Origin of the sequence: Rhizobium sp. NXC24 (assembly GCF_002944315.1) — a bacterium.
In the GTDB taxonomy this organism is placed as follows: domain Bacteria; phylum Pseudomonadota; class Alphaproteobacteria; order Rhizobiales; family Rhizobiaceae; genus Rhizobium.
Map to the genome: position 1 here is coordinate 375,869 of NZ_CP024311.1, position 23,994 is coordinate 399,862.

29 protein-coding genes are annotated in these 23,994 nt (G+C 60.9%); 11 read left to right on the forward strand and 18 right to left on the reverse strand.

All coding sequences use genetic code 11. The features are described from left to right. Window positions 1–41: 41 nt before the first annotated feature. The 3 genes from NXC24_RS01850 to NXC24_RS01860 form a co-directional block, all read right to left on the reverse strand. Window positions 42–1,328: an imelysin family protein gene (locus tag NXC24_RS01850; RefSeq protein WP_104821741.1), complete on the reverse strand. Its 1,287-nt coding sequence runs from the start codon at window positions 1,326–1,328 to the stop codon at window positions 42–44. Window positions 1,329–1,552: 224 nt separating this feature from the next. Then, window positions 1,553–2,842, reverse strand: coding sequence for an RsmB/NOP family class I SAM-dependent RNA methyltransferase (locus NXC24_RS01855; protein WP_104821742.1), 1,290 nt, complete (start codon window positions 2,840–2,842; stop codon window positions 1,553–1,555). Window positions 2,843–3,055: 213 nt separating this feature from the next. Further along, complete coding sequence (locus NXC24_RS01860) at window positions 3,056–3,385, reverse strand: septal ring lytic transglycosylase RlpA family protein (RefSeq protein ID WP_245463961.1); 330 nt, start codon at window positions 3,383–3,385, stop codon at window positions 3,056–3,058. Between NXC24_RS01860 and NXC24_RS35650 the strand changes: the two genes are divergently transcribed. Next, the gene (locus NXC24_RS35650) at window positions 3,279–3,512 is read left to right on the forward strand and encodes a hypothetical protein (protein ID WP_245464004.1); all 234 of its coding nucleotides are present in this window, start codon (window positions 3,279–3,281) and stop codon (window positions 3,510–3,512) included. The genes NXC24_RS01860 and NXC24_RS35650 overlap by 107 nt on opposite strands. A 309-nt stretch (window positions 3,513–3,821) precedes the next feature. On the opposite strand, the gene NXC24_RS01865 is transcribed toward NXC24_RS35650, so the two are convergent. The 3 genes from NXC24_RS01865 to NXC24_RS01875 are packed head-to-tail and all read right to left on the reverse strand — an operon-like array spanning window position 3,822 to window position 6,556. Beyond that, on the reverse strand, window positions 3,822–4,694 hold the full coding sequence (locus tag NXC24_RS01865; RefSeq protein WP_104821744.1) for an SDR family oxidoreductase: 873 nt from the start codon (window positions 4,692–4,694) through the stop codon (window positions 3,822–3,824). Then, window positions 4,694–5,851, reverse strand: a complete 1,158-nt coding sequence (gene queG, locus NXC24_RS01870; RefSeq protein WP_104821745.1) for a tRNA epoxyqueuosine(34) reductase QueG — start codon at window positions 5,849–5,851, stop codon at window positions 4,694–4,696. Before queG ends, NXC24_RS01865 begins: the two co-directional genes overlap by 1 nt. A gap of 12 nt (window positions 5,852–5,863) precedes the next feature. Then, window positions 5,864–6,556, reverse strand: coding sequence for a glutathione S-transferase family protein (locus NXC24_RS01875; RefSeq protein WP_104821746.1), 693 nt, complete (start codon window positions 6,554–6,556; stop codon window positions 5,864–5,866). Window positions 6,557–6,707: 151 nt separating this feature from the next. On the opposite strand from NXC24_RS01875, the gene NXC24_RS01880 reads away from it, so the two are divergent. After that, entirely contained in the window at window positions 6,708–7,508 is an 801-nt protein-coding gene (locus NXC24_RS01880) for an undecaprenyl-diphosphate phosphatase (protein WP_104821747.1), read from the forward strand. 70 nt (window positions 7,509–7,578) lie between these two features. On the opposite strand, the gene NXC24_RS35395 is transcribed toward NXC24_RS01880, so the two are convergent. The 7 genes from NXC24_RS35395 to dnaN form a co-directional block, all read right to left on the reverse strand. After that, entirely contained in the window at window positions 7,579–7,743 is a 165-nt protein-coding gene (locus NXC24_RS35395; protein ID WP_199773511.1) for a hypothetical protein, read from the reverse strand. A 285-nt stretch (window positions 7,744–8,028) separates the two neighbouring features. Next, entirely contained in the window at window positions 8,029–9,009 is a 981-nt protein-coding gene (locus NXC24_RS01885) for a complex I NDUFA9 subunit family protein (protein ID WP_104821748.1), read from the reverse strand. Between the two features lie 111 nt (window positions 9,010–9,120). Continuing rightward, window positions 9,121–9,408, reverse strand: a complete 288-nt coding sequence (locus NXC24_RS01890; protein ID WP_104821749.1) for a DUF1330 domain-containing protein — start codon at window positions 9,406–9,408, stop codon at window positions 9,121–9,123. A gap of 25 nt (window positions 9,409–9,433) precedes the next feature. Then, on the reverse strand, window positions 9,434–10,126 hold the full coding sequence (gene pyrF, locus NXC24_RS01895) for an orotidine-5'-phosphate decarboxylase (RefSeq protein WP_104821750.1): 693 nt from the start codon (window positions 10,124–10,126) through the stop codon (window positions 9,434–9,436). A 1-nt stretch (window position 10,127) separates the two neighbouring features. Further along, window positions 10,128–10,715, reverse strand: coding sequence for a histidine phosphatase family protein (locus NXC24_RS01900; protein WP_104821751.1), 588 nt, complete (start codon window positions 10,713–10,715; stop codon window positions 10,128–10,130). Window positions 10,716–10,801: 86 nt separating this feature from the next. After that, a complete protein-coding gene (gene pmtA, locus NXC24_RS01905) occupies window positions 10,802–11,395 on the reverse strand; it encodes a phospholipid N-methyltransferase PmtA (RefSeq protein WP_104821752.1) in 594 nt (197 codons plus the stop codon). 164 nt (window positions 11,396–11,559) lie between these two features. Beyond that, complete coding sequence (gene dnaN, locus NXC24_RS01910; RefSeq protein WP_104821753.1) at window positions 11,560–12,678, reverse strand: DNA polymerase III subunit beta; 1,119 nt, start codon at window positions 12,676–12,678, stop codon at window positions 11,560–11,562. 246 nt (window positions 12,679–12,924) lie between these two features. Between dnaN and rsmI the strand changes: the two genes are divergently transcribed. The 5 genes from rsmI (at window position 12,925) to gshB (ending at window position 16,950) form a co-directional block, all read left to right on the forward strand. Further along, the gene (gene rsmI / locus NXC24_RS01915; RefSeq protein ID WP_104821754.1) at window positions 12,925–13,833 is read left to right on the forward strand and encodes a 16S rRNA (cytidine(1402)-2'-O)-methyltransferase; all 909 of its coding nucleotides are present in this window, start codon (window positions 12,925–12,927) and stop codon (window positions 13,831–13,833) included. Further along, complete coding sequence (locus tag NXC24_RS01920) at window positions 13,826–14,194, forward strand: YraN family protein (protein WP_104821755.1); 369 nt, start codon at window positions 13,826–13,828, stop codon at window positions 14,192–14,194. The genes rsmI and NXC24_RS01920 overlap by 8 nt, the downstream gene beginning before the upstream one ends. A 103-nt stretch (window positions 14,195–14,297) precedes the next feature. Continuing rightward, window positions 14,298–15,293 carry an endonuclease/exonuclease/phosphatase family protein gene (locus NXC24_RS01925; RefSeq protein ID WP_104824961.1) on the forward strand — a complete coding sequence of 332 codons (996 nt, stop codon included), beginning with the start codon at window positions 14,298–14,300 and terminating at the stop codon, window positions 15,291–15,293. A 96-nt stretch (window positions 15,294–15,389) separates the two neighbouring features. Next, window positions 15,390–15,893, forward strand: coding sequence for a cupin domain-containing protein (locus tag NXC24_RS01930; protein ID WP_199773512.1), 504 nt, complete (start codon window positions 15,390–15,392; stop codon window positions 15,891–15,893). 109 nt (window positions 15,894–16,002) lie between these two features. Then, a complete protein-coding gene (gshB, locus tag NXC24_RS01935) occupies window positions 16,003–16,950 on the forward strand; it encodes a glutathione synthase (RefSeq protein WP_104821756.1) in 948 nt (315 codons plus the stop codon). A gap of 56 nt (window positions 16,951–17,006) precedes the next feature. Here gshB and NXC24_RS01940 read toward each other — a convergent pair whose 3' ends face one another. Then, window positions 17,007–17,408: a hypothetical protein gene (locus tag NXC24_RS01940; RefSeq protein WP_104821757.1), complete on the reverse strand. Its 402-nt coding sequence runs from the start codon at window positions 17,406–17,408 to the stop codon at window positions 17,007–17,009. A gap of 133 nt (window positions 17,409–17,541) precedes the next feature. On the opposite strand from NXC24_RS01940, the gene NXC24_RS01945 reads away from it, so the two are divergent. After that, on the forward strand, window positions 17,542–19,074 hold the full coding sequence (locus tag NXC24_RS01945) for a YifB family Mg chelatase-like AAA ATPase (RefSeq protein ID WP_104821758.1): 1,533 nt from the start codon (window positions 17,542–17,544) through the stop codon (window positions 19,072–19,074). A gap of 70 nt (window positions 19,075–19,144) precedes the next feature. Here the strand turns inward: NXC24_RS01945 and cysK are convergent, their stop codons facing one another. Together cysK and NXC24_RS01955 are read right to left on the reverse strand one after the other, a co-directional pair. Beyond that, complete coding sequence (cysK, locus tag NXC24_RS01950) at window positions 19,145–20,113, reverse strand: cysteine synthase A (protein WP_104821759.1); 969 nt, start codon at window positions 20,111–20,113, stop codon at window positions 19,145–19,147. A gap of 135 nt (window positions 20,114–20,248) precedes the next feature. After that, window positions 20,249–20,866 carry a LysE family translocator gene (locus tag NXC24_RS01955; RefSeq protein ID WP_104824963.1) on the reverse strand — a complete coding sequence of 206 codons (618 nt, stop codon included), beginning with the start codon at window positions 20,864–20,866 and terminating at the stop codon, window positions 20,249–20,251. A gap of 128 nt (window positions 20,867–20,994) precedes the next feature. On the opposite strand from NXC24_RS01955, the gene NXC24_RS01960 reads away from it, so the two are divergent. Both NXC24_RS01960 and NXC24_RS01965 read left to right on the forward strand, forming a co-directional pair. Next, window positions 20,995–21,552: a cysteine hydrolase family protein gene (locus tag NXC24_RS01960; RefSeq protein ID WP_104821760.1), complete on the forward strand. Its 558-nt coding sequence runs from the start codon at window positions 20,995–20,997 to the stop codon at window positions 21,550–21,552. 20 nt (window positions 21,553–21,572) lie between these two features. Then, complete coding sequence (locus NXC24_RS01965) at window positions 21,573–22,205, forward strand: LysE family translocator (RefSeq protein ID WP_104821761.1); 633 nt, start codon at window positions 21,573–21,575, stop codon at window positions 22,203–22,205. Here NXC24_RS01965 and NXC24_RS01970 read toward each other — a convergent pair whose 3' ends face one another. Continuing rightward, a complete protein-coding gene (locus NXC24_RS01970) occupies window positions 22,206–22,508 on the reverse strand; it encodes an NIPSNAP family protein (protein ID WP_104821762.1) in 303 nt (100 codons plus the stop codon). It abuts the gene before it with no gap. Further along, window positions 22,505–23,419 carry a DMT family transporter gene (locus NXC24_RS01975; protein ID WP_104821763.1) on the reverse strand — a complete coding sequence of 305 codons (915 nt, stop codon included), beginning with the start codon at window positions 23,417–23,419 and terminating at the stop codon, window positions 22,505–22,507. The genes NXC24_RS01970 and NXC24_RS01975 overlap by 4 nt, the downstream gene beginning before the upstream one ends. 109 nt (window positions 23,420–23,528) lie before the next feature. Between NXC24_RS01975 and NXC24_RS01980 the strand changes: the two genes are divergently transcribed. Then, window positions 23,529–23,993 (forward strand): Lrp/AsnC family transcriptional regulator, encoded by a 465-nt coding sequence (locus NXC24_RS01980; RefSeq protein ID WP_104821764.1) that lies wholly within the window; start codon window positions 23,529–23,531, stop codon window positions 23,991–23,993. Window position 23,994: the final 1 nt, after the last annotated feature.

Consider the following 23,994-nt stretch of genomic DNA (forward strand, 5'->3'; position numbering starts at 1 on the left):
ATCAGGGCGGCAGCATCGTCAGATACCGCCGCCCTCCTTTATTACTTCTTGAAGACGGCGTTAGGATTATCAAGGCTGTCCGAGCCTTCAAGCTTGATCGTGCCGAGATCGAGGTCGGCGACGACGCGCTGGATGCTCTTCGTCTGGTCGAGCAGGCCGTCAATCGCCTTCTGGACGGTGGCGTTGCCGACCTTATTGCCCTCGGCAATCATCTGGTCGTACTTCTCGACGGTCTCGCCGCGATGAACCATGGCCTTCATGGCATCGAGCGTCGCGTTCAGCTTACCTTCCATCTCCTTGTCCAGCGCCTTGTCCTTGGCGGCAGCAAGATCGTGCAGCGAAGGACCCTTCATCTTGGTGCCGTCGACGCGCGTATAATTGCCGTTATAGGCGGCCGCAATGCCGATGGCGGCATTGTTGTGGGAGTTGTAGGTGTTGTCGGAGAAGCAATCATGCTCCTGCTCGGGATCGTGCAACAGCAGGCCGAGCTTCATGCGCTCGCCGGCGAGTTCGCCATAGGAGAGCGAGCCCATGCCGGTGAGGATGGCGGCGAGACCGGCCTTCGGATCGGCTTCGATATGCTTGGTGGCTTCGCCATCCGGCGCCCAGTCATTGGTCATCTCCTGCATGGCGGAGACGAGCAGGGTCGAGGCCGATTTCAGGTATTCGGCGCGGCGGTCGCAATTGCCGTGCGTGCAGTTCTTCAGGTCGTAGTCGGTGGCGGGACGTTCGCCGGCGCCCGGGCCGGTGCCGTGCAGGTCCTGTCCCCAGAGCAGGAATTCGATGGCGTGGTAGCCGGTCGCGACATTGGCTTCGACGCCGCCGGCCTGCTGTAGCGTGCCGGAGAGGAATTCCGGCGTCAGATGCGAAGCGTCGACATCCTTGCCGTTGATCTTGATCGTCTTGTTGGCGATGACATTGGCGACATAAAGCGAATTCTCATCGCTTTCGGTACCGTAGGAGGCGTCGACATAGTCGATCAGGCCTTCGTCGAGTGGCCACGAATTCACCGCGCCTTCCCAATCGTCGACGATCGGATTGCCGAAGCGGTAGACTTCCGTCTGCTCGTAGGGAACGCGCGCCTTGATCCAGGCGGCCTGGGCGGCCTTCAGCGTCTTGTCGCTGGGATTGGCAAGCAATGCGTCGATCGCCTTGTCCAGCGTCTGCGCCGTGATCAGCGCGTCTTGATACTTGGCATGCCCCACTTCGGCGTAATGCTTGATGATGGCGGCCGGCTCGGGTGCGGCTGCGAGCGCCGGAAGGGTGGACATGGCAGTCGAGGCGACGGCCAGCGCCAGGCCGGCGCCAAAATTGATTTTCAGTTTCATGATCCTCTCCTGTGACGGCGGGGGCGCCGTCAGAAACTTGGTAAATTGTCTCATGTATTAAAAACAAACTGGTGTCAAACACTCTAGTTTGGAATGATTTTAAAACGGGAAAGTGATAGTTCCAGCATTGGCAAAGCAGCGCATTTGCCTGGAAAAAGCGGCAGATGTCGCGCCGTCTCGTTCCGCCGAACCAGCAAACGCGCCGCGAGCGGGATAAGCCTTGCCTATCCCTTCCGCCGCAGCCGGCAGAAGAAGAAGCCGTCGGTATCCGTCGATGCCGGCGTCAGGGTAATGGTCTTACCATCGGAAGAGCGCGGCTTGGGCGCATCCTTTCCGAACAGTTTCTCCCAGGCGCTCAGCGCCTCGACCACTTCGAAGTCCGGATTGTTGGCTGCGAAGCGGTTGACCTGCGTTTCATTTTCTTCCGGCAGGACCGAACAGGTGACATAAAGCAACAGGCCGCCGGGGCGGACGAATTCGCCGGCCTGAGCCAGCGCTTCCTGCTGCTGGCTGGTGCGCTCGTCGAGGTTCTTCTGCGTCAGCCGCCACTTCGTATCGGGGCGCCGGCGCCAGGTGCCGGTACCGGTGCAGGGGGCATCGACCAGTACCTTGTCGAATTTGCCGCGCAAAGGGAGCAGGCCGTTTCTTTCGTCATGCACCTGAACATTGCGCGTGCCGGCGCGCTTCAATCGCTCGATGATCGGTGCCAGCCGCCGCCGATCGGAATCATAGGCATGGACCTGGCCCTTATTGTGCATCGCCGCCGACATGGCGAGCGTCTTGCCGCCGCCGCCGGCGCAATAGTCGAGCACCTGGTCGCCTTCTTCAGGCAGGACGAGATCGGCAACGATCTGCGAGCCTTCGTCCTGCACCTCGAACCAGCCTTTCTGGAAGGAAAGTTCGGCGGTGACATTCGGCAGGCGCGATGCGCCTTCGCCGGCGGGAATGCGGATACCGTAACGGGCGATCTTCGAGGCATGCGCTCCGGCGCGTTCCAGTGCCTTCACGGCCTTGTCGCGGCTGGCCTTCAGCGCGTTGGCCCGCAGATCGAGTGTCGGCCGCTCGGCCAATGCCTGGGCCTCGGCAAGCCAGCTATCGCCGAAAGCCTGTTGGAAGGAATGCTCGACCCATTCCGGAATGTCGCCCTGGATATGGCGCGGCGCATCTTCGATCTTTCGGGCGGCAAAGGCTTCCAGCGCCTCGGCGCTGGGCGGCTCGGGTGCAAATTTGTCGCCTTCAAATTCGGCAGCCAGCATCTCGGGCGTCAAGCCCCATTGGCGAAAGAGCACGGCATGGGCAAGCGCGGAGGGACTGTCGTCGCCCATCAGCCAGGCATGAGACAGCCGCATGCGCAGAGCATCGTAGACGATGTTGCCGATTGCGGCGCGGTCGCCGGAGCCGGCGAAGCGATGGGCCAGTCCCCAATCCTTCAGGGCGTCGGCCACTGGTCGCTTGCGCGCTTCGATATCGGCAAGAACTTCGATGGCCCCCTGCAGCCGGCCGCCCAGACGCATTCACTATTCTCCTGCTTGCGCATGGCTCCGAAATCACCTGGATCACCGGAAAGGCTCATGCACCACCAAAGTGTCACTGACACCTCATCAATCCGCACGAAATAAGCACGTGGCGGCAGATTATTGAGACGTCTCAACCGCGTGGTAGCCGCGATTGACGGAGAGAGCAAGCGTCAGGCCAAAACGCCGGGTCGTTCCCAGCGGATCTGCCGGTTATTTCGAGGCGACGACGTCGTAGCAAACACTCGCTGTGCCGGAGGCAACCATGCCGATATCCTGCGCTGCAGCACGAGAGAGATCGAGCACGCGTCCGCGAATGAAAGGTCCGCGATCGTTGATGCGAACGACGACGCTACGACCATTGTGGCGGTTGGTTACCTTCAGGCGAGTGCCAAAGGCAAGCGAGCGATGGGCGGCAGTAAAATGGGAGGAACTCATGCGTTCCCCGGAAGCAGTCTTGGAGCTTCCCCCGTACCATGATGCGCCCCCGCATCCCGTTGCTGCAAATGCGTCCGTCGAGAGGATAGCAAAAGCGGCGGATATAGTTGCGATGATCGCAACAGAACGATTGATTTTCTTCAAACCGATTTTCCCTCAAACAATTGAACTTGCGCCTGGTGAGCGGCGGGGGCTTAAATCGGGCGAAAAATGGCAAAAAAGTGCCTGCTAATATCACGGAATGTTACAGGCTGTAACATTTGTGATTTATGACGAGTGATATCGAGTATCGCTAAAACTAAGGTTTGATGGAAAAAACACAATAAATTCAGTTAAAAACCGAACGAATTTTCCCAAATCGATGCTGCAATGCAGAAGATCACGAAATTTGAAAAAATAATTTTCCGACTTCGCCTTATTTGCTGCCGCATTTGTGCAATTTCAGAGATCATTAACCATAAATGTGGAGCAAATTGAACTAGCCAATATGGGTTAGTAGGAATTTTCGTGCGATTGATCCGGGGGATGAGGTCGAATTCCCTTAGCCGCGCCAGCGCCCCGAGGACCACAGTTGGGCGAGCGACATGCGATAGTCCGGATAGCGGAATGGGAAGCCCAGCGCGCGCAGTTTTGCGTTCGAAACCCGCTTGTTCTCACCATAGAACGAACGCGCCATCGGCGTCAGCTCCGCCGTTTCGAAAGCCTGTTCCGGCGGCGGCTCGACACCCATCAGACGGGCGGCCTCGACGATGACGTCCTGCGGCGGACCGGGCTCGTTATCGGTGACATTATAAATGCCGCCCAGTTTGCGATCGGAAAGGAACTTGGCGCAGGCGCCGATGTCCTCGACGCGGATGCGGTTGAACACCTGGTTCGCCTTGATCAGCCGCCGTGCCGTTCCCTTTTCCAGATTGCAGAAGGTGTTGCGGCCCGGACCATAGATGCCGGCAAGCCGGAGCACGGCAACCGGAATACCGAGCCTGATTCCGACGCGGTGCCAGCCATCCTCCGCTTCGACGCGTTCAACCGAGCGGTCGGAAACCGGATGCAGCGGCGTTTCCTCGCTGACCCAGGCGCCCTTGTGGTCGCCATAGACGCCGACGGTGGAAAGATAGCAAACCCATTCGAGCTTCGGCATGAGCGCGCGGATATTCAGATGCGCCAGCCGCAGCAGCGGATCACCCGACTTGCCGGGCGCGATCGACTGGACGAGATGCGTGGCGGATTTCATCACCTCGCTCAATGCGGGATCGAATGTCTCTCCGTCGAAGACGAAAGCTTCGATGCCTTGCTCGCCAAGAGGGCCGGTCTTTTCGGGCGAACGAGTCGTGCCGGTGATCCGAATGCCCGGGCCGGCGAAGGCCTTGGCGATAGCCGTTCCCGAATAGCCGCAGCCGAAAATCATCACATGCATCACGCAACTCCCGCCAGTATCCACTCCGCGCGGACATCCGCGTCCGGTTCGTCACCTCTTTCTGCCGCAAAAGTGCGGAACTCGCCAGCCGTCATCAACCGCGACAGCGCCCAGACGGCCATGCCGCGCACGACGGCCGAGGGATCGTCCGACAGGCCACCGCACGCCGCGATCAAGCCTCGATCCCCGGAATTGCCGGCGGCGATCAGCACATTGCGAATGAAGCGATCGCGGCCGATGCGCTTGAGCGGCGAGCCGCTGAAGAAGGCGCGAAAGGCGGCATCGTCGAGATCGAGCAGAAAGGCGATCGACGGCTCCCTGAGGTCGTCGCGAGCGACCAGCTTCATCTCGGCGGCCGCACTGGCGAATTTGTTCCAGGGACAGGCGGCGAGACAGTCGTCGCAGCCATAGATGCGGTTGCCGATCAACGGCCGAAGCTGCGGATCGATCGGCCCCTTATGCTCGATGGTCAGGTAGGAGATACAGCGGCGCGCATCGAGTTGATAGGGGGCCGGGAATGCGGCCGTCGGGCAGACGTCGAGACAGGCGCGGCAGGAGCCGCAGTGATCGATCTCGGGCCGATCCGGTTCGAGATCGGCCGTTGTGAACATCGAGCCGAGAAACAGCCAGGAACCGTGCGTCCGGCTGACGAGATTGGTATGCTTGCCTTGCCAGCCGAGGCCCGCTGCGGCAGCCAGCGGCTTTTCCATGACCGGCGCCGTGTCGACGAAGACCTTGACGTCCTCCTGCGATCGCGCCGCAAAGCGGGTGGCGATCTCCTTCAGCCGGCCCTTGATGATGTCGTGATAGTCGCGGTTGCGGGCATAGACGGAAAAGGCCGCTTTATCGGGCTTCTGCAGAATGCCGCGCGGGTCTTCCTCGGGACCGTAGTTGAGGCCGAAGACCGCGATGGAGCGGACATCGCCCCAGAGCATGTGCGGATCAGCGCGACGTTCGCGCGTTTCCTCCATCCACGCCATGGTGCCGTGGTAGCCTTGTTCAAGGAATTGGTTGAGCCTGATCCCCGCGTCGGGAATGGCGTCCGGCCGGGTGATGCGACAGAGATCGAAACCCTGCGCCCGCGCTTCGTCGCGAAGAAAGGCCGTTAGCCTATGCCGTCGCTTGCTTTCTTTATCTATGGCACGGTCTTCGGGCATATGCAGCCCTCGTCAGAAATCCAGATCGGCGTAGTGCGATACAGGCGTGATGCCGCGCACGCGTTCCGCCAGGATCGGCCGGAACGACGGGCGCGATTTCAGCCGCTGATACCATTCCTTGGCAACGGGTGATTCCATCCAGTCGATCTCGCCGAGGTAATCGAGAACGGAAACCGAGGCGGCAGCAGCGAGATCCGCATAGCTCAGTCGATCGCCGGCGAGCCATTGGCGGGAACCCGCAAGCCAGGAGAGATACTTCATGTGTTGGCGGATGTTGCCGCGAGCCATGCGCATCACCTTGGAATCGGGAGCGCCGCCGCCCTGGTCGGCAGTCATCTGCAACTTGTAGACCCGTTCGCGCACCAGAGGCCGCGTCACGTCCTGTTCCATCTTCTGCATGAACCACTCCGTCAGCCGGCGGATTTCGGCGCGCTGGAACGGGTCTTCGGCCAGAAGCCGGCGGTCTCGCTTCAAAACGCCATGCGTCTCGTCGAGATATTCGGAGATCACGGTCGCGCCGCAGAGCGCCCGCATGCTGTCGTCGACATAGACCGGCAGGGTGCCGGCCGGATTGAGCGCCAGGAAATCGCGCCGTTTTTCCCACGTCTGTTCCTCGATCAACTCCGTCTGATAGCCGTATTCGGTCAGAATCAGACGGACGAACCGTGACGGAGATGACATGGAATGATGATACAGCGTCGGCATTGATACTCGGGCTTTTGCAGTTGATGCTTATAAGAGTCTCGGGCCCACCATCTTGCGGCCCTAGTCATACGTCATCGGTTGAAGCTATAGGAGTTTGGCCTAGCTATTACAAGCGAATCGGGCCACCCCGCTCTTTGACAAAGGACACAATATGGCTGAACAAATTGTTATCGCGTTGTTTTTGGGCCTTGTGGAAGGCCTGACGGAGTTCATTCCCGTATCCTCCACGGGCCATTTGATATTGATCGGACATTTCCTCGGTTTTGATGAAGCTGCCACTTTCGACGTTCTGATCCAGCTCGGTGCTATCCTCGCCATCTTGCTCGTCTATTTCAATCGTCTCGTTCAAATCGCAAAGGCGCTGCCGGTCAGCGTCAAGGCTCGCCATTTCGTGCTGGCGGTCCTTTTCGGCTTCCTCCCGGCTGCCGTGATCGGCGCGATCGCGCATGATTTCATCAAGACGGTGCTGTTCGATTCGCCGAAGGTTATCTGTATCTCGCTGATTCTTGGTGGCATCGTTCTGCTGGCGATCGACAAGATCGAGTTCAAACCCAAATATACCAGCGCCTATGAGTTTTCCTGGCCGATGGCGATCAAGATCGGCTTCTTCCAATGTCTGGCAATGATCCCGGGAACATCGCGTTCCGGCTCCACCATCGTTGGCGCCCTCTTGCTTGGCGCCGACAAGCGCTCGGCCGCGGAATTCTCTTTCTTCCTTGCCATGCCGACCATGGCTGGCGCCTTCGCGCTGGATTTGTGGAAGAGCCGTCACGACCTCAGCACGGACCAGGGCCTGCTGATCGTCGTCGGCTTCTTCACCGCTTTCATATCGGCATTGTTCGTGGTCCGGGCTCTGCTCGACTTCGTCTCGCGCCGCGGCTATGCCCCCTTCGCCTGGTGGCGCATCGCCATTGGCGTGCTCGGCCTGATCGGGCTTTATACGGTCGGCTGAGGCCGATCGCCGGGGGTGAAATCTTGAGAAAAACGAAGGCCGGTGAGAACCGGCCTTTTTTCATGCTCGATCAGTTCGAGGATGAAGGCTCGATGGAACCCGTCGTGCAGGGATCGACGCCATAGGTCGGCGTGCATTCACCCTTGACCGAGGCGATGCTGCCGCGGGCCACGAACGAGCCAGCGAGGATCACCAGTGCCGCGCACGCAAACAAAAGCGCGATAGACTTACCCATCGAAGAATGCCTTTCCGCAGAAGTGAAACGCGCCACGATTGGCCCGTGCCGGGCTTGGCGACGCGCGGTTGTGTTAGTCAGTGAAATGATGAATAGCAATAAAGGTTCATGTTAAATTTGACGTTAATGCTACTATTTTCAGTGTGCGTCTTTTGAGCAACGCCAAGCTGTGAATCAAGACGGCAAAGCTAGCTCTCCCGGTGCCGAAAACGCAGCCAGAGGAAACAAAAACGCCGCCTGGATAAACCAGACGGCGCTTCAATTTTTCCGAATCGCTACAAAGCGTCACGCGGCCTTGCCGGAGCCGGTGAACTGGCCCTGCGGGCGATAGCGTACCAGGTAGGACGGCAGCACGGAGACGAGCAGGGTCGGCATCAGGCCGATACCCTGCAGGGTCCGGCCTTCCGCCTCGGCTTCCTTGGAGACGACATTGTCGTGCTTCAGCAGGCGAACCTGATCGGGCGTGATCGGCGGCGTGATGAGCGGCACCAGCGAAGCAGCCGAGCCGATGAGCGAAGCGAGGCCGAAGGGGATGGAGACCAGCGACTTCTTCCGGTTGATAACGGCAAGCGTCGTTTCGAGACATTCGCGGAAAGAAAGCACCTCCGGACCGCCAAGCTCGTAGATCGTGCCGGCCTTCAGCTTGCCGTCGACGCCGCGGGCGACTACCTCGGCGACATCCTCGACATAGACCGGCTGGAACTTCGTCTCGCCGCCGCCGATGAGCGGCAGGAAGGGCGCGGTGCGCGACATATCGGCGAATTTGTTGAAGAAGCTGTCTTCCGGACCGAAGACGATCGATGGCCGCAGGATGACGGCATCGGGCTTGATCGACAGGATGCCGGCTTCAGCGCGAGCCTTGGTGCGGGCATAGGCGGAAGGCGAATTGGCATTGGCGCCGATGGCGGAAATATGCGTCAGCGAAGCGCCGGCGCCGCGTGCAGCTTCCGCGATTGCCTTGGCGCCGAATTCCTGCACGGCATCGAATTTATTGCGGCCGCTTTCGGCGAGGATGCCGACGCAATTGACCACATGCTGTGCGCCTTCGACGGCGCGATCGATGGAGTTGCGGTAACGCAGGTTCGCCTGGACGATCGAGATTTGGCCGAGATTGCCGAGCGGCTGCAGAAAACCGGCGAGATCGGGGCGGCGCACGGCGACGCGGATGCGATAGCCGCGCTTGGCGAGCACGCGGACGACATGCCGCCCAATGAAGCCCGATCCCCCGAACACGGTCACGAGCGGTGGAAGGTTGGACAGGGTCATGGCAGGCTCCTCGAAAGGCTTAAATAGGGCTGATCTGGTTTCGTCTTAACCGATCCGAGGGCCGAGGTGAAGTGCTATCACACCGCATGTTCCGGCTGCTTTTTAAAAGCGTTAGATGCCTTCGACGACCACCATTTCGGCGTCCGCGACTTCATGACGAATCTTGGCGGCGATCTGATATTCCGGCGAGTTGTAGCAATCGACAGCATGCTGCAGCGACGGGAATTCGATGACGACATTGCGGCCGCGCGCCTGGCCTTCCAGTGGCGTGAAAGCGCCGCCGCGGGCGAGGAAATTCGCGCCGTATTTCTCGAAAGCCGGCTTGGCGGCGGCAACGTAGTCCTTGTAGCGCTCAGGGTCGCGTACATCCACGCGTGCGATCCAATATCCCTTTGCCATGTCCGGTCTCCCTGTTTCCTGCAATTTAGAGCGCGGCGTCCATCTCCGCGAGGATGGCGCGGGCAGCTTCCTTCGGGTCGGCCGCCTTGACGATCGGCCGGGCGACGACGAGATGGCTCGATCCGGCCTTGATGGCCTCGGTCGGCGTCATCACGCGCTTCTGGTCGCCCTTGTCGCTGCCGGTCGGGCGGATGCCGGGGGTCACCAGCGCCATGTCCGGACCGATGATCTTGCGCACGGCGGCAGATTCTTCGGCCGAGCATACGATGCCGCCCATGCCGGCGAGGAGCGCCTGTTCGGCGCGGCGCAGCACCAGCGTATGCGGGTCATATTCGTATCCGGCAGCGATGAGATCCTCTTCGTCCATCGAGGTCAGCACGGTGACGCCGAGCAGGCAGAGATCGGAACCCTTGGCTGCGGCAACGGCGGCGCGCATTGCCTTCGGATAGGCATGCAGCGTCAGCATCGACATGCCCATTTTGACGATGTTCTCAACGCCGGACGCAACCGTGTTGTCGATATCGAGCAGTTTCATGTCGAGGAAGATCTTCTTGCCGCTGGCGGCAAGGTCGCGTGCAAATTCCAGGCCGCCGGCAAAGGCAAGCTGATAGCCGATCTTGTAGAAGAGAATATCGTCGCCGAGCGCCGTGACGACCTTTTCGGCCTCCTGAAGGTTTGGAACATCCAGTCCAACGATCAAGCGGTCGCGTGCGGTCATCTCAACTCCACCCCTGCCAATCTTCCATAGGCGTCCAGTCGCATGAGACGGCGCGCTTCGCAAGGTCGAAACAGAAAAGATTGCCGCCGCCGGGCGGCTGATCGCCCTGGCGCGCGATAGGCTTGCCCTCGAGATGGCATTTTAGCAGCGTACCGACGCCACCATGGCCGACAAAGGCGATCGGCGTGCGCGGGTCGTGCCGAGAAAGAACGGCCTCCACCTGGGAGACGATCCGCACCTGCGCATCGATCGCGCGTTCCCAGCCTTTGAAGCTTTCATGCGGATGGGCGAAGAACCAGTCGGCCGCCTTCTCGAATTCGGGCGGGGCCAGGAAGCCCGTGGCGCTGCGGTCGTTCTCATGCATGGCTTCGATAATCTCGATCGTCGCGCCGCTGGCCGTCGCCAGGATTTCGGCTGTCTCGATCGCCTTGCGCTCGCCGCTGGAAACGATCAGGCCGAGCTCACGCGCCCATGCGCGGGTGGCCGTCAGTCTGGCGCGTTCCGCGCCGATATCGGAAAGACCCCAGTCCGGAACCGGCACAGAGGGATCGATGCGCACCTGCGGGTGCGTAATATAGAGAGCGAACATCGGAGCAGGATTCCATACTGAAGGGTCTCGGAACAAGAATATGTCCAGCCGAAACGCGGTGGCAAGATGACTCTTCCTGGATAGCCTCAGCCCCGGCTATAAACCCAGAGCTGGGCCGGCGGAATATTGCGGACGATGAAATCATAGTGGCGGATATGATAGCGATCCGGCCGGGCAATGATCGGCGAGACCGGTCCGTAGGAGATCTGCACCACAGGTCTGCCGGGTGGGATGCGGTCCAGCAGGCTTTCGAGCAGAGCGACGCGCGCCTTCGTGGGAAAGTTCAGCAGCGGAATGCCCGAGACGATGGAATCGAAGGTCTGGCCGCGCAACACCCCAAGCGTCTTGTCGAGATCGAAGGCGTCGCCATTGATGAAATGGACGCCGGGATAAAGACGGACGAGATGATTATAGAAGTCGGTGGAATATTCGACGGCGACGAGATTTTCCGGTTCGACGCCGCGCGCCAGGATCGCCTTGGTGATCGCACCCGTGCCGGGGCCGAGCTCTAGCACCGGCAGGCCGGAATGGATATTGACGACGCTCGCCATCTTGCGGGCGGTAATCGAGGAGGTCGGAACGATGGAACCGACCGTTTTCGGACCCTGCATCATGCCTTTGAAGAAACGGATTTCTTCGTCGAACTTCTTGCCCAGCCGTTCCTTGAGACGCAGCGCCATGCTCTCCCCCCACCAGATTTAACAGTTACGGCTTACATATCGTTTATCTCTCATCTTGCAATGCCATGGCGCAATACAAAGAGAAAATGTCGCAAGCTGCACAGGCTCAAAGAAAAGCGCCCCTCTGTCGTTCCGAAGAACGCATGAAGGGCGCTTCGGTTTCGCTAGACGCGCATCGGCATCAGGACATAGAGAGCATCGTCGCCGGCCGTGTCGCGGATCAGCGTCGGCGAGCCAGCATCGGCAAGCAGGAAGATCGCCGCATCGCCGGACAATTGCGCGGTGATGTCGAGCAGATATTTGGCGTTGAAGCCGATTTCCATCGCGTCCATGTCGTAGCCGACGGCGACTTCTTCGGTCGCGCTTCCGGAGTCGGGGTTATTGACCGTCAACAGGAGCTGGCCGTCCGACAGTGCCAGCTTCACGGCGCGGCCGCGCTCCGACGAAATGGTCGAGACGCGGTCGACCGCCTGGGCAAAGCTTTGGCAATCGACCCGCATTTCCTTGTCGTTGCTGGTGGGGATAACGCGCTGATAATCGGGGAAGGTGCCGTCGATCAGCTTCGAGGTCATGACGATCGAGCCGATCGTCAGGCGGATCTTCGCATCGGACACTTCGACGGTGACGACAACATCGGGGCTGTCGACCAGCTTTTGCAATTCGCCGACCGTTTTGCGCGGGATGATGATGCCCGGCATGCCTTCCGAACCCGCAGGGGCGTCGACATCGGCGCGGGCGAGACGGTGACCATCGGTCGCCACCGCTCTCAGCTTCAGGTCGCCCTTGCTTTCGATCGTGTGGAAGAAGATGCCGTTCAGATAATAACGCGTCTCTTCGGTCGAAATCGCAAACTGCGTCCGGTCGATCAGCATCTTCAGGTCCGACGCCTTCAGTTTGAAGGAATGGCTGAAGCTCCCGGCGGTCAGGTCCGGAAAGTCCGATTCCGGCAGGCACTGTAGCGAGAATTTCGAGCGGCCCGAGGCAACCGTCATCGAGCTGCCGTCAGGATTGGTGGCGAGAAGCACTTCCGAACCGTCCGGCAGCTTGCGCACGATGTCGTAGAGCAGATGCGCCGGTACGGTGGTGGCGCCGGCCTTTTCGACATTGGCGGGCGTCGCCTCGGTGATTTCGAGATCGAGGTCGGTCGCCTTCATGTCGAGGCTTGTGCCCTCGGCCTTGAGCAGCACGTTGGACAGGATCGGGATCGTGTTGCGACGCTCGACCACGCGATGCACGTGGTTCAGCGATTTCAGGAGGTTCGACCGCTCAATTGTAATACGCATGATGCTACCGCTTTCGACCGTTACTCCCGGGCAGCCACAGGCGCCCGAAGGATGCTTTTTCGGACAAGGCCCGAGATTGGACGGGCAAAATGACAGAACTCAGCATGCGAATGCAAGAGGCATCCGGGTATGCTGCACCTCATTTCGGTATTTGGCCGACAATGCTCACAGGATTTGCGCCGCTCTTGCCGTCAGGCCATACCTCGCCCATAAAGACGATGAATCCGAGGCGAATTCAGGGTCGGCATGAGCGACGAACACACAAGCGGCGGAGCGCGCAGCTTCCGCCTGCACAATACCACGGTTCCTGCCCGTCCGCTGGAGCCCGCGCTTTATCTTGTCGCCACGCCGATCGGCAATCTCGGCGACATCACGCTGCGGGCGCTGGAAACGCTGGCCGGTGCCGATGTTCTCGCTTGCGAGGATACGCGCGTCACCCGCGTGCTGCTCGACCGTTACGGAATACAGAACCGCCCCTTCGCCTATCATGAGCACAATGCCGACGAGGCAGGACCGCGGCTGCTGCAGGCGCTGGAAGCCGGCCGCTCGGTGGCGCTGGTGTCCGATGCCGGCACGCCCTTGGTCTCCGATCCCGGCTATCGGCTGGCGCTGCAGGCGATCGAGGCGGGCTACCGTGTCGTGCCGATCCCCGGGGCCTCCGCGCCGCTCGCCGCGCTGGTCGGCTCCGGCCTGCCCAACGACGCCTTTTTCTTCGCTGGCTTCCTGCCCGCCAAGGACAAGGGCCGCCGCGACCGGTTGGCCGAACTCGCCGCCGTTCCCGCTACCCTCATCTTCTTTGAATCGCCCCATCGCATCGCCGCGACGCTCGCCGCCGCCGCCGATGTACTTGGCGGCGAGCGCAAGGCGGCCGTCTGCCGCGAACTCACCAAGACCTTCGAGGAATTCCGTCGCGGCACGCTCACCGAGCTTGCCGTGTTCTATGAGGCCGTCGAGCATGTGAAAGGCGAGATAGTCCTGCTCGTCGGCCCGCCGGCGGAAAGTGTTGCGGCGGAGGCGGATGTCGAGGCCATTCTTGGGGATCTCGCCCGCAGCATGCCGACCGCCAAGGCCGCGGCAGAAGCCGCCCGCATCACCGGCCTGCCGCGCAAGGAGCTTTACCAGCGACTGCTCGATATGAAGGAGCGCCATGGCTGAGACCGGCGAGAGGCTGAAGCGGCGGGAGGCGTGGCGGCGCGGCCATGTCTCGGAATATGCCGCAGCACTTTTCCTGTTCTTCAAGGGCTACCGCATCCTCGCCATTCGCCATCGTACCAAGCTCGGCGAAATCGACATCATCGCCCGCAAAGGCGATCTCGCCGTCTTCGTCGAGGTCAAAGCCCGGCGCGGCGAACAAGAGGCGATCGATGCCGTCTCTTTTTCCGCGCAAAGGCGCATCCGTGCTGCGAGCGACCTCTGGCTTGCCCGCCAGCCAGACTATGCGCTGTTGTCGCAGCGCTACGATATCGTTGCCATCCTGCCTGGCCGCTGGCCACGCCATTTTCCGGATGCTTTTTAACGTCTGCCATCATGGCAACGTCACAAAGCGCAACTATTGCCGGGCTATCGCGCTTCAGCCCACTTCCAGGCATCGCGCCTCACCCATTTCGACAGGTCTTATGATGATCCGCAGTACCGTTTCCGCCTTCGCCGTTCCCTCGCAGGAGGAACGCAAGGGCTTCATTTCGTTGGAAAAGACCCCTGACATTCACGCGGCAACATTGGCGTCGCTTGCCTGTATGAACACGGTGCGCGTTGGTGGCGTGACTGGCGAGGATCGGCCGCTTGCTTTCCCCTTCACGGTGGCTGCATGGAATTTGGAGCGCTGCCTTTTCCCCCTCGAATCCGCCGCCAAGCTGAAGGCGACCAAAGCGCCGCTGATCCTGCTCTCCGAGATGGACGAGGGCATGGCGCGCACCGAACAGAATGACCCGACCGCGATCGTCGCCGGCGAACTCGGCATGAATTATGCTTATGGCGTGGAATTCCTGGAACTCAGCCTCGGCTCGGAAATCGAGCGTTCCTTCTGCCGCGACGATTTCAACGAGAAGGGCTTTCACGGCAACGCCCTGATGTCCTCCGTTGCCCTGAAGGATGCTTTCCTCTTCCGCCTGCCGGGCGAGGCCGTCTGGTTCAACGACGGAAATGAGCAGCCGCGCATCGGCGATCGCTGTGCTGTCGGCGCCATCGTCGGGACCGAGGCCGGTCCCCTCGTTGCCGTGTCGGTCCATCTCGAAAGTGTCGCGACCGCTGCCTATCGCGAGCGGCAGATGGCGGCGTTGATCGACGCTGTCGAGGCCTTCGCGCCCGGTCTTCCGATCCTGATCGGCGGCGATCTCAATACCGGCAATCACACCGGCGGTGATTTCTCGACCGATACCCTGTTCGCCACGGCCGAAGGCCGCGGCTTTGAATGCCATGGTGGCCCGCTGGATCAGACGAGCACGCGCCCGAGCCTGATCACGCGTTTTCCCGATCGCACCATGAAGCTCGATTGGTTCATCACCCGCGGTTTGAAGATCGGCGAAAGCCACCTTGTTTCCTCCCTCAATGAGGAGGGCAAGCCGCTATCCGATCATGACATGGTCGTCTGTACAATCGAAGGTTTTTCTGCCTGATCTCTGCAATCATTAAAATGCGCCAGATTTCATGAACCGCGCCGTTACCTCTTCCGTGCAATGGAAACTGAGACGCGCTTGGAATTGGGGGATTGCATGGTTTTGAGATTAATGTTGGCGAGCATGGCGGCCTTTGCCGCGCGTGCGGTCCCGGTTGTTGTTGCCTTGCCGCAGTCGAAGAGCTTCGTGGCTGGCGCCAGCGATGAGATGGAAATGAAGCCCTCGCCGATCGAACCGTCCTGGATCCTGGCCGGCGATCCGGTTGCGCGCATTGCCGAGCATTCGCGTGGGCGGGATGATGCCGCGATGACGGCGCTGTGGGATTGCACGGCAGGCGAGTTTCGCTGGTATTTCGGCTGGGACGAAACGGTGATGATCCTTGAGGGCGAGGTGCATATCACGACGGAAGACGGCGTCGAACGCACGCTCAGCGCGGGCGATGTCGCCTATTTCGCCGGCGGAACCTGGGCCACATGGCGCATTGATCACTATCTGCGCAAGGTCGCCTTCTGCCGCAAGCCATTCCCGAAGCCTTTGACCATGGCTTATCGCCTGCGCAACTTCATCCGGCAGGGCGGCGCACAGGGCCTTGCCGCCTGAGCGCGGCCAGCCCAGACGAAAGACGTCTCTGACGGAAGCCCTTGAATAGCCGTTGCGTTTGGATGCGGGCCGACCTACATCTGTCCGCAAATTCGAGCGAGGGCTGACTATGGCTGGTATCAAGAATGTTGCGGTCCAGATGGACCATGTGAAGAGCATCAACATTGCGGGTGACTCGACCTTCGCCATGAGCCTGGAAGCCCAGACCCGCGGCTACAAGCTCTTCCATTACACGCCCGAGCGCCTCAGCATGCGTGACGGCAATGTCTACGCGACGGTTGAGCCGATGATCCTTCGCGACGTCAAGGGCGATCACTTCGAGCTCGGCGAGCCGGAGCGCGTCGATCTCTCGACCATGGACGTGGTGCTGCTGCGCCAGGACCCGCCCTTCGACATGGCCTATATCACCTCGACGCATCTGCTGGAGCGCATCCACCCCAAGACGCTCGTCGTCAATGATCCGGCCTGGGTGCGCAATTCGCCGGAAAAGATCTTCGTCACCGAATTCGCCGACCTGATGCCGAAGACGCTGATCACGCGCGATCCTGCCGAAATTCGCCGCTTCCGCGAGGAGATGGGCGATATCATCCTGAAGCCGCTTTACGGCAATGGCGGCGCCGGCGTCTTTCATTCGACGCGGGACGACCGCAATCTATCCTCTCTGCTCGAAATGTTCGGCCAGCTCTTCCGTGAGCCCTTCATCGCTCAGCAATATCTGCCCGACGTGCGCAAGGGCGACAAGCGCATCGTCCTCGTCGACGGCGAGGCGGTCGGCGCGATCAACCGTGTGCCGGCCGAGCATGACAGCCGCTCCAACATGCATGTCGGCGGCCGCGCCGAGGCGACCGAACTGACGCCGCGCGAAAAGGAAATCTGCGAGCGCATCGGCCCGGCATTGAGAGCGCGCGGCTTCCTGCTCGTCGGCATCGACGTCATCGGCGACTATATGACCGAGATCAACGTCACCTCGCCGACCGGCCTGCGCGAAGTCAAGCGCTTCGGCGGCGCCGACATCGCCAGCCTGTTGTGGGATGCGATCGAAGCGAAGCGGGCTTGAGGGGCGCCAGCCCTCTAGGAATCGTGACGCCACCCCTCCGCTCGCCGCAAGGCGGGCTATATCGCGATGCCCATCCGGCGGCAGGTTAGGATCACTGCCGACGGTCCGGTGGAGCTATCGTCTGCGATGACCGTCGGCACGAAGCCGAAAAGTGGTTTCACGTCGACCATCATGCCGACGTAAGGCCGCTTGTCCATGACACCGTGCAGGCCGCCAAAGGAGCTGATGGTGCCGCAGACGCTGACGTAGCCCTTGCTATCCTTGGAAGCCGCCATCGGCCCGAAGATCAGCACGCCCTCATAGGGAAGCTGCTCGTGCAAACCCTTTTCCACCGCGGCAATTTCCTTGGCGCTTAATTGATAGGGAGCGCCTTTTTCCAGATTATCCCCGCCATCGATAGATTGGCAGCCGGCCAGAACAGCGCTCAGTAGAAGGGATAGCGATACTACAAGTCTCATATTTGCTCCGATTGTAGAAATCGTCCCTTCGTTCTTTTATTGTTCTTGTTTTATTCCATGTTTTCTGCCACTATGCAACCCATAGTCTGTTATGAAAAATTGATAACGGTAAACGAGTTAAAAGAGGGCGGGGATGGTAGCGCGCGTCAGCACGATTGCGTTTCAAGGCATTGAGGGCGTTCCTGTCGAAGTGCAGGTGATGATTTCCCCGGGCAAGGTGCTGATGCATATCGTCGGTCTGCCGGACAAGGCCGTGGCCGAAAGCCGCGAACGGGTGCAGGCAGCTCTTCATGCCTCTGGCCTGTCGCTGCCGCCGAAGAAGGTCACGGTCAATCTCGCACCCGCGGACCTGCCCAAGGAGGGCAGCCATTTCGATCTTCCGATCGCGCTTGGGCTGATGGCGGCGCTGGGCGCCATCCCGGCGGATGCGCTTGCGGCCTACACCGTCATCGGCGAGCTCAACCTCGATGGCACGATCGCGCCGGTCGCTGGCGCGCTGCCGGCCGCGATCGCCGCCAATGCCATCGGCAAGGGGCTGATATGCCCGTCCGAAAGCGGTCCTGAGGCCGCCTGGGCCGGCGCCGACATCGATATTCTCGCGCCGCGCAGCCTGATCGCGCTCGCCAATCATTTCCGCGGCACCCAGGTTCTGTCACGCCCCGAACCGGCGATCCGCGCCAATGCCGCCAACGTCCCCGATCTCGCCGATATCAAGGGCCAGGAAAGCGCCAAGCGGGCGCTGGAAGTGGCGGCGGCCGGGGGACATAATCTGCTTTTCGTCGGCCCGCCCGGCTCCGGCAAGTCGATGCTGGCCTCGCGCCTGCCATCCATTCTGCCGCCATTGTCGACGGCGGAGCTGCTGGAAGTGTCGATGATCCATTCCGTTGCCGGTCAGCTTTCGGGCGGAAAGCTCTCCGACCGCCGGCCCTATCGCACGCCGCATCACTCCGCCACCATGGCGGCGCTGGTCGGCGGCGGCTTGCGTGCCCGCCCGGGCGAGGTCTCGCTTGCCCATCACGGCGTCCTTTTTCTCGATGAATTGCCCGAGTTTTCGCCGCAGGCGCTGGACGCGCTGCGCCAGCCGCTGGAATCGGGCGAATGCGTCATCGCCAGGGCCAATCATCGCGTTTCCTATCCGGCGAGCATTCAATTGGTTGCAGCGATGAATCCCTGCCGTTGCGGCATGGCCGGCGAGCCGGGTCACACCTGCGCCCGCGGCCCGCGCTGCGTCGCGGATTATCAGGGCCGGATTTCCGGACCGCTGTTGGACCGCATCGATATCCGCCTCGACGTGCCCGCCGTCTCTGCGGCCGATCTCATCCGCCCGACGACGGCCGAAAAGAGCGCCGATGTCGCGCTTCGTGTCGCCCGTGCCCGCGAGCGGCAGCGCGAACGCTTCGAGGCTGCCGGGATGAAGGGAATTTCCACCAATGCCCGCTGCTCGACATCGATGATCGAAACGATCGCCGAGCCGGACGCCGCCGGCCTGCAATTGCTGCGCGACGCGGCCGAGAAGATGAAGTTTTCCGCCCGCGGCTATCATCGCGTACTGAAAGTGGCCCGCACGCTCGCCGATCTCGACGACAAGCAAACCGTCGGGCGCATCCACCTCGCAGAAGCCATTTCCTACCGCATTGCCGGCGAACGGCTGACCGCTGCGGCGTAAGCGCAAACGGCTGAAATGACAAAGGGCACCGCAGCGCCCTTTGAATCCCTGACGATCGAAGCTGACCGTGTCAGCCGCCCAGCCCTTCGAACAGCGCCGTCGAGAGATAGCGCTCGGCGAAGGAGGGGATGATGATGACGATATTCTTGCCTTCGTTTTCGGGACGCTGGCCGATCTTAATTGCAGCCGCCAGGGCCGCACCGGAGGAGATGCCGACTGGCACGCCTTCGAGCTTGGCGATGTGGCGTGCATGCTGGAAAGCTTCGTCATTGGTGACGGTGACGACTTCGTCATAGATATGCGTATCGAGAATCTTCGGGGCGAAGCCGGCGCCGATGCCCTGGATCTTGTGGGGACCCGGATTGCCGCCGGAGAGGATAGGCGAGTCAGCCGGCTCGACGGCGATGACCTTGATATTCGAATTGCGGGCTTTCAACACCTGGCCGACGCCGGTGATCGTGCCACCGGTACCGATGCCGGACACGAGGATATCGACTTGGCCGTCCGTATCGTTCCAGATTTCCTCTGCTGTCGTCTTGCGGTGGATTTCCGGGTTGGCCGGGTTTTCGAACTGCTGCGGGATGATCGCGTCGGGCAGCGTCGATGCCAGTTCCTCGGCCTTGGCGATCGCGCCCTTCATGCCCTTCGGACCCTCGGTCAGCACCAGCTCGGCACCGAGCAGCAGCAGCATCTTGCGGCGCTCGATCGACATCGTCTCCGGCATGGTGAGGATCAGCCGGTAGCCCTTAGCGGCGGCGGCGAAAGCGAGTGCTATGCCTGTATTGCCGGAGGTCGGCTCGATCAGCACGCTTTTGCCGGGGGTGATCTTGCCCTGTGCTTCAAGGCTCTCGATCATGGCAACGCCGATACGGTCCTTGACGGAAGCGATCGGGTTGAAGAACTCGAGCTTCGCCAGCAAATTGGCCTTGACGCCCTTCTCCTTGGCCAGCTTGTCGAGACGCACGATCGGCGTGTCACCGATGGTGTCGGTGATCGAGGCATAGACGCGGCCGCGGCCTGGTTTGCGGGTGTCGGACATGGGTAGCTCTCCCTCCATTGGAATTGTACAGGCACAATAGGATTAAACGTCGGCGGAAACCAGTCTGGGATCACTCTGCCGATCCTCTACCGTGGGAAAAGAATCTCCCGCGTCGTTGTGCCGAGAAAGGTTTTTTCAGGCCGCGCGGGCAGCGATGAAGGCAGCCGTGCCGGCGAGAATGCTGGCGGCGACCCGGTTCAAAATCTGCAGCGCTTTTGGCCTCTTAAGGAAGGTGCGGGCCCGGGAAGCGAGCAGCATATAGGGGATCAGCACCACCAACAGCACGATGAAGGTCGCCGCAAGCAGCGTGGCATATTCGCGAAGCCCGATGCTGCCGATGTCGATCAGGGTTGGCACGAGCGCCACGTAAAATAACATGACCTTCGGGTTGCCAAGGGTCACCAGAAGACCGGAGAGGAAGGACATGCCGGCGCTCATCGATTTTTTCGCTGCGACATCGGTGGAGAGCAGCCCAGCGGTCCAGAGCTTCCAGGCGATATAGCCGAGATAAAGCGCACCGGCAATCTTGATGACGATGAAGATCTCCGTAAAGGTCTGCGCCACGAAGGCTAGGCCGAGAATGACCGCTGTCAGGTAGATCATATCGCCGAGCACGAGCCCGAGACCCATGAAAAAGGTCTCCCGGAAGCCGGAGCCGAGAGCGCGGGCAACAATCGCGGTGATGCCCGGCCCGGGAATCGCGGCGGCGATGAAAAGCGCGCCGCTATAGGCGAGCAGGGCTGCAAGCGTCATGGTGCGATCCTCCAGGAATAGGCAATTGCTGTATCGCAGCACTCTTGCGTTTTCAAGCGATTGCGCAAACGGCGCGAACATACTACCAAGGGTAACGGCCCGTCGAAACCGTGTTGCATAAGGCTCCCATGTCGTCCGCATTGCTCCTGATCGACCTTCAGAATGCCATTTTGAGCGGCCTCGGCTCGCCAGAGCGCCAACCAGCGATCGACGCCGCTCTGGAGGCGGTCGTAGCCAGGCTTGCGGAATTGAAGCGAAAGGCCCGCGCCGCCGGAATTCCTTCCTTCATCGTCCAGCATGATGGCCAGGGAACGCATCGCCTGGCAAAGCGCGGCGAAGGCTGGCAGTTGCGCCGCGAAATCGCACCGGAAGCCGGCGATGTGGTCGTGCATAAAACGAGCTGCGATTCCTTCTTCGAGACCGATCTCGAGGCGCGCTTGCGCGCAAAGAGGATCACCCATCTCGTCATCGGCGGCTGCATGACGCAATTCTGCGTCGACACGACTGCACGACGCGCGGTTTCGCTCGGCTTCGATGTGACGCTGCTCTCGGACGGTCATACCACCGCCGATATGGGCAAGCTGACATTCGAGGCGATCATCGCTCATCATAATATGCTGCTGGACGGCTTCGATGCCGGCCCGCATGAGATCAAGCTTATCCCGACCGCCCAAATCGCCTTCTGAATTCCCCCCCGGAGACCTCCATGCCGCATCTCGCCAGTATCATCACCTTTGCCCTGATCGCTGCCGGAATGGTGCTGACGCCCGGGCCGAACATGATTTATCTGGTGTCGCGATCGATCTCGCAGGGGCCGGGGGCCGGGCTGATCTCGCTCGGCGGTGTGGCGCTCGGTTTCGTCTTCTACATGCTTTCGGCCGCGCTCGGCATCACGGCCTTCTTGTTCGCCGTGCCCTTTGCCTATGACGCGCTGCGTCTTGCCGGTGCCGCCTATCTCGCTTGGCTTGCTTGGAATGCGCTGAGGCCGGGCGGCCGTTCGGCCTTCCAGGTCCGCGATCTCCCGAAGGATGGACCGCGCAAACTCTTCGGCATGGGCCTGGTGACCAGCCTGCTGAACCCGAAGGTCGCGGTCCTTTATCTCTCGCTGTTGCCGCAGTTTATCGATCCCACGATCGGCAGCGTCTTCAACCAATCCGTCATTTTCGGCTTTACCCACATTGCCGTCAGCGTGACGCTCAACTCCATCATCGCGCTGACGGCCGGCTCCGTCGCGCTGTTCTTCTCAAGCCGTCCGTCCTTCATGCTGGTGCAGCGCTGGCTGATGGGCACGGTCTTGGCCGGGCTCGCCATGCGCATGGCCTTCGAGGCGCAGCGCTGATCAGAACACGGGCCGCATGAAGCTGCGTTCATAGCTGACAATGCAACGCGTCTCCTCCGCATAGGCAAAGGCGGCGCGGCATTCGGCATCCTCGGCCATCGCCTGCCGGTAGCCCTCGTAGGCAGCAAGGCTCGGGAAGCTGAAGAGCGCCAGTGCGATATTGTTGGCGCCCTCGTGCGGCAGGAAATAGCCGTGATGCGTGCCACCGAGCCGGTTGACCAGCGGGATCCAGAGTTTCGCGTAATGTTCGAATTCCGCAAGCTTGTAAGGATCGATCGTATAGCGAAGATAGCAGGTGATCATTCGGCGGCTTCCTTTGAAAGATCATCGCTTTTAGGACGCGGCAAGGTAATCGTCCAGCCGAGGTTCATGCCGGCCGCCGCGGCCAAAATGATCACAGCGCCGATGATCTGCGCCATGCCGAGCACATGCCCGAAGGCGAAGCGATCGACCACGATGGCGGCGATCGGATAAATGAAGGACAGCGCGCCGGTCAGATGCGTCGGCAGCTTCTGGATCGCGCCGTAGAGCAGCACATACATCAAGCCGGTGTGGACGATGCCCATCGTCATCAGAATGGACCATCCGCCTGCGTCCCGCGGCAGAGCCGAGAAATCGGCGAAGGGCGCAAGCATCAGAATGCCGGTCGAAACCTGGATCAGGGCGATCAAATGCGGCGGCGTGCCCTTCAGCCATTTGGCGGCCAGAGCGGCCAACGCATAGAAGAAAGCGGCGCCGAGCGAAAGCAGGATGCCGATGGCATAGCTGCCGATGCCCGCCGTCTCCGCGGGTTTGCCTTCGACGATGACAGCCATGCCGGCAAAGGCGAGACCCAGCCAGAAAAGCTTGGTGAGCGTGATCTTTTCGCCGAGAAACAGCGCGCCGAGGCCGAGCAGCATGAATGGTTGCGTATTGTAGACCGTTGTCGCGATCGAGATGGAGGCATGCGAATAGGCAGCGAAAAGCAGCAGCCAATTGAGGACGATAGCGATACCGCCGGCAACGGCGATCGCAAAGGTCCTGAGGCTGAGAATGCCGGGGCGCAACAGACCCATGGCTCCGCAGACAACAAGAAGCGTGAGTGCACCAAACAGGCAGCGCCAGAAGACGACGCCAGTAACAGGCTGCCCCGACATCAGCACGAACCAGCCGATCGTCCCTGAAATCAGCATTGCTGCTGTCATTTCCGCTGTTCCGCGTCTTATCTCGTTCATTGTCGGGCTTCCCGTTTTCCGGAGCCTGATAATATTGCGGGAAGGAAGCGGATGATATAATCTGAATAAACAGTAGTGGATAGAGCGCCTAATTATATGAGGTGGAAATATGGGTGCGCCTAATGCTGCCATAGAGCTCGACGCGATCGACCAGCGTATGCTGGAGGCCCTGGCCCGCAATGCCCGGATTTCGTTGAAGGAGCTGGCTGAAGTCGCTGGATTATCCTCGCCAAGCGCTGCCGAGCGGCTGCGCCGGCTGGAGGAGCGCGGTGTCATCGCGGCCTTCACCGTGGATATCGCGCCGGAGGTGATCGGCTATCCCCTGCAGGCGATCGTGCGCATCCGGCCGCTGCCCGGTCAATTGCATGTGGTCGAGCGTATCATCCAGGAGACACCGGAATTCATCGAATGCGACAAGGTCACCGGCGACGACTGCTTCATCGGCCGCCTTGTGGTGCGCTCGATGGGCGAACTGGACGGCATCCTGGACAAGATCGCCGAGCGCGCCGAGACGAACACGTCGATGATCAAGGCGACCCCGGTCAAACGGCGCCTGCCGCCGCTCTCCCGCTAAA

What these genes read in the sequence shown, in the direction of transcription:
- NXC24_RS01875 (WP_104821746.1), bottom strand. Translation starts at nt 6,556, where the DNA reads ATGCCGACGCTGTATCATCATTCCATGTCATCTCCGTCACGGTTCGTC.
- NXC24_RS01960 (WP_104821760.1), top strand. Translation starts at nt 20,995, where the DNA reads ATGTCGTCCGCATTGCTCCTGATCGACCTTCAGAATGCCATTTTGAGC.
- NXC24_RS01925 (WP_104824961.1), top strand. Translation starts at nt 14,298, where the DNA reads ATGATCCGCAGTACCGTTTCCGCCTTCGCCGTTCCCTCGCAGGAGGAA.
- NXC24_RS01940 (WP_104821757.1), bottom strand. Translation starts at nt 17,408, where the DNA reads ATGAGACTTGTAGTATCGCTATCCCTTCTACTGAGCGCTGTTCTGGCC.
- NXC24_RS01855 (WP_104821742.1), bottom strand. Translation starts at nt 2,842, where the DNA reads ATGCGTCTGGGCGGCCGGCTGCAGGGGGCCATCGAAGTTCTTGCCGAT.
- NXC24_RS01975 (WP_104821763.1), bottom strand. Translation starts at nt 23,419, where the DNA reads ATGAACGAGATAAGACGCGGAACAGCGGAAATGACAGCAGCAATGCTG.
- pmtA (WP_104821752.1), bottom strand. Translation starts at nt 11,395, where the DNA reads ATGGCGCTGCGTCTCAAGGAACGGCTGGGCAAGAAGTTCGACGAAGAA.
- NXC24_RS01945 (WP_104821758.1), top strand. Translation starts at nt 17,542, where the DNA reads ATGGTAGCGCGCGTCAGCACGATTGCGTTTCAAGGCATTGAGGGCGTT.
- NXC24_RS01955 (WP_104824963.1), bottom strand. Translation starts at nt 20,866, where the DNA reads ATGACGCTTGCAGCCCTGCTCGCCTATAGCGGCGCGCTTTTCATCGCC.
- NXC24_RS01900 (WP_104821751.1), bottom strand. Translation starts at nt 10,715, where the DNA reads ATGTTCGCTCTCTATATTACGCACCCGCAGGTGCGCATCGATCCCTCT.
- NXC24_RS01885 (WP_104821748.1), bottom strand. Translation starts at nt 9,009, where the DNA reads ATGACCCTGTCCAACCTTCCACCGCTCGTGACCGTGTTCGGGGGATCG.
- dnaN (WP_104821753.1), bottom strand. Translation starts at nt 12,678, where the DNA reads ATGCGTATTACAATTGAGCGGTCGAACCTCCTGAAATCGCTGAACCAC.
- queG (WP_104821745.1), bottom strand. Translation starts at nt 5,851, where the DNA reads ATGCCCGAAGACCGTGCCATAGATAAAGAAAGCAAGCGACGGCATAGG.
- NXC24_RS01980 (WP_104821764.1), top strand. Translation starts at nt 23,529, where the DNA reads ATGGGTGCGCCTAATGCTGCCATAGAGCTCGACGCGATCGACCAGCGT.
- cysK (WP_104821759.1), bottom strand. Translation starts at nt 20,113, where the DNA reads ATGTCCGACACCCGCAAACCAGGCCGCGGCCGCGTCTATGCCTCGATC.
- NXC24_RS35395 (WP_199773511.1), bottom strand. Translation starts at nt 7,743, where the DNA reads ATGGGTAAGTCTATCGCGCTTTTGTTTGCGTGCGCGGCACTGGTGATC.
- rsmI (WP_104821754.1), top strand. Translation starts at nt 12,925, where the DNA reads ATGAGCGACGAACACACAAGCGGCGGAGCGCGCAGCTTCCGCCTGCAC.
- pyrF (WP_104821750.1), bottom strand. Translation starts at nt 10,126, where the DNA reads ATGACCGCACGCGACCGCTTGATCGTTGGACTGGATGTTCCAAACCTT.
- gshB (WP_104821756.1), top strand. Translation starts at nt 16,003, where the DNA reads ATGGCTGGTATCAAGAATGTTGCGGTCCAGATGGACCATGTGAAGAGC.
- NXC24_RS01850 (WP_104821741.1), bottom strand. Translation starts at nt 1,328, where the DNA reads ATGAAACTGAAAATCAATTTTGGCGCCGGCCTGGCGCTGGCCGTCGCC.
- NXC24_RS35650 (WP_245464004.1), top strand. Translation starts at nt 3,279, where the DNA reads ATGCGTTCCCCGGAAGCAGTCTTGGAGCTTCCCCCGTACCATGATGCG.
- NXC24_RS01930 (WP_199773512.1), top strand. Translation starts at nt 15,390, where the DNA reads ATGGTTTTGAGATTAATGTTGGCGAGCATGGCGGCCTTTGCCGCGCGT.
- NXC24_RS01890 (WP_104821749.1), bottom strand. Translation starts at nt 9,408, where the DNA reads ATGGCAAAGGGATATTGGATCGCACGCGTGGATGTACGCGACCCTGAG.
- NXC24_RS01965 (WP_104821761.1), top strand. Translation starts at nt 21,573, where the DNA reads ATGCCGCATCTCGCCAGTATCATCACCTTTGCCCTGATCGCTGCCGGA.
- NXC24_RS01880 (WP_104821747.1), top strand. Translation starts at nt 6,708, where the DNA reads ATGGCTGAACAAATTGTTATCGCGTTGTTTTTGGGCCTTGTGGAAGGC.
- NXC24_RS01865 (WP_104821744.1), bottom strand. Translation starts at nt 4,694, where the DNA reads ATGCATGTGATGATTTTCGGCTGCGGCTATTCGGGAACGGCTATCGCC.
- NXC24_RS01970 (WP_104821762.1), bottom strand. Translation starts at nt 22,508, where the DNA reads ATGATCACCTGCTATCTTCGCTATACGATCGATCCTTACAAGCTTGCG.
- NXC24_RS01920 (WP_104821755.1), top strand. Translation starts at nt 13,826, where the DNA reads ATGGCTGAGACCGGCGAGAGGCTGAAGCGGCGGGAGGCGTGGCGGCGC.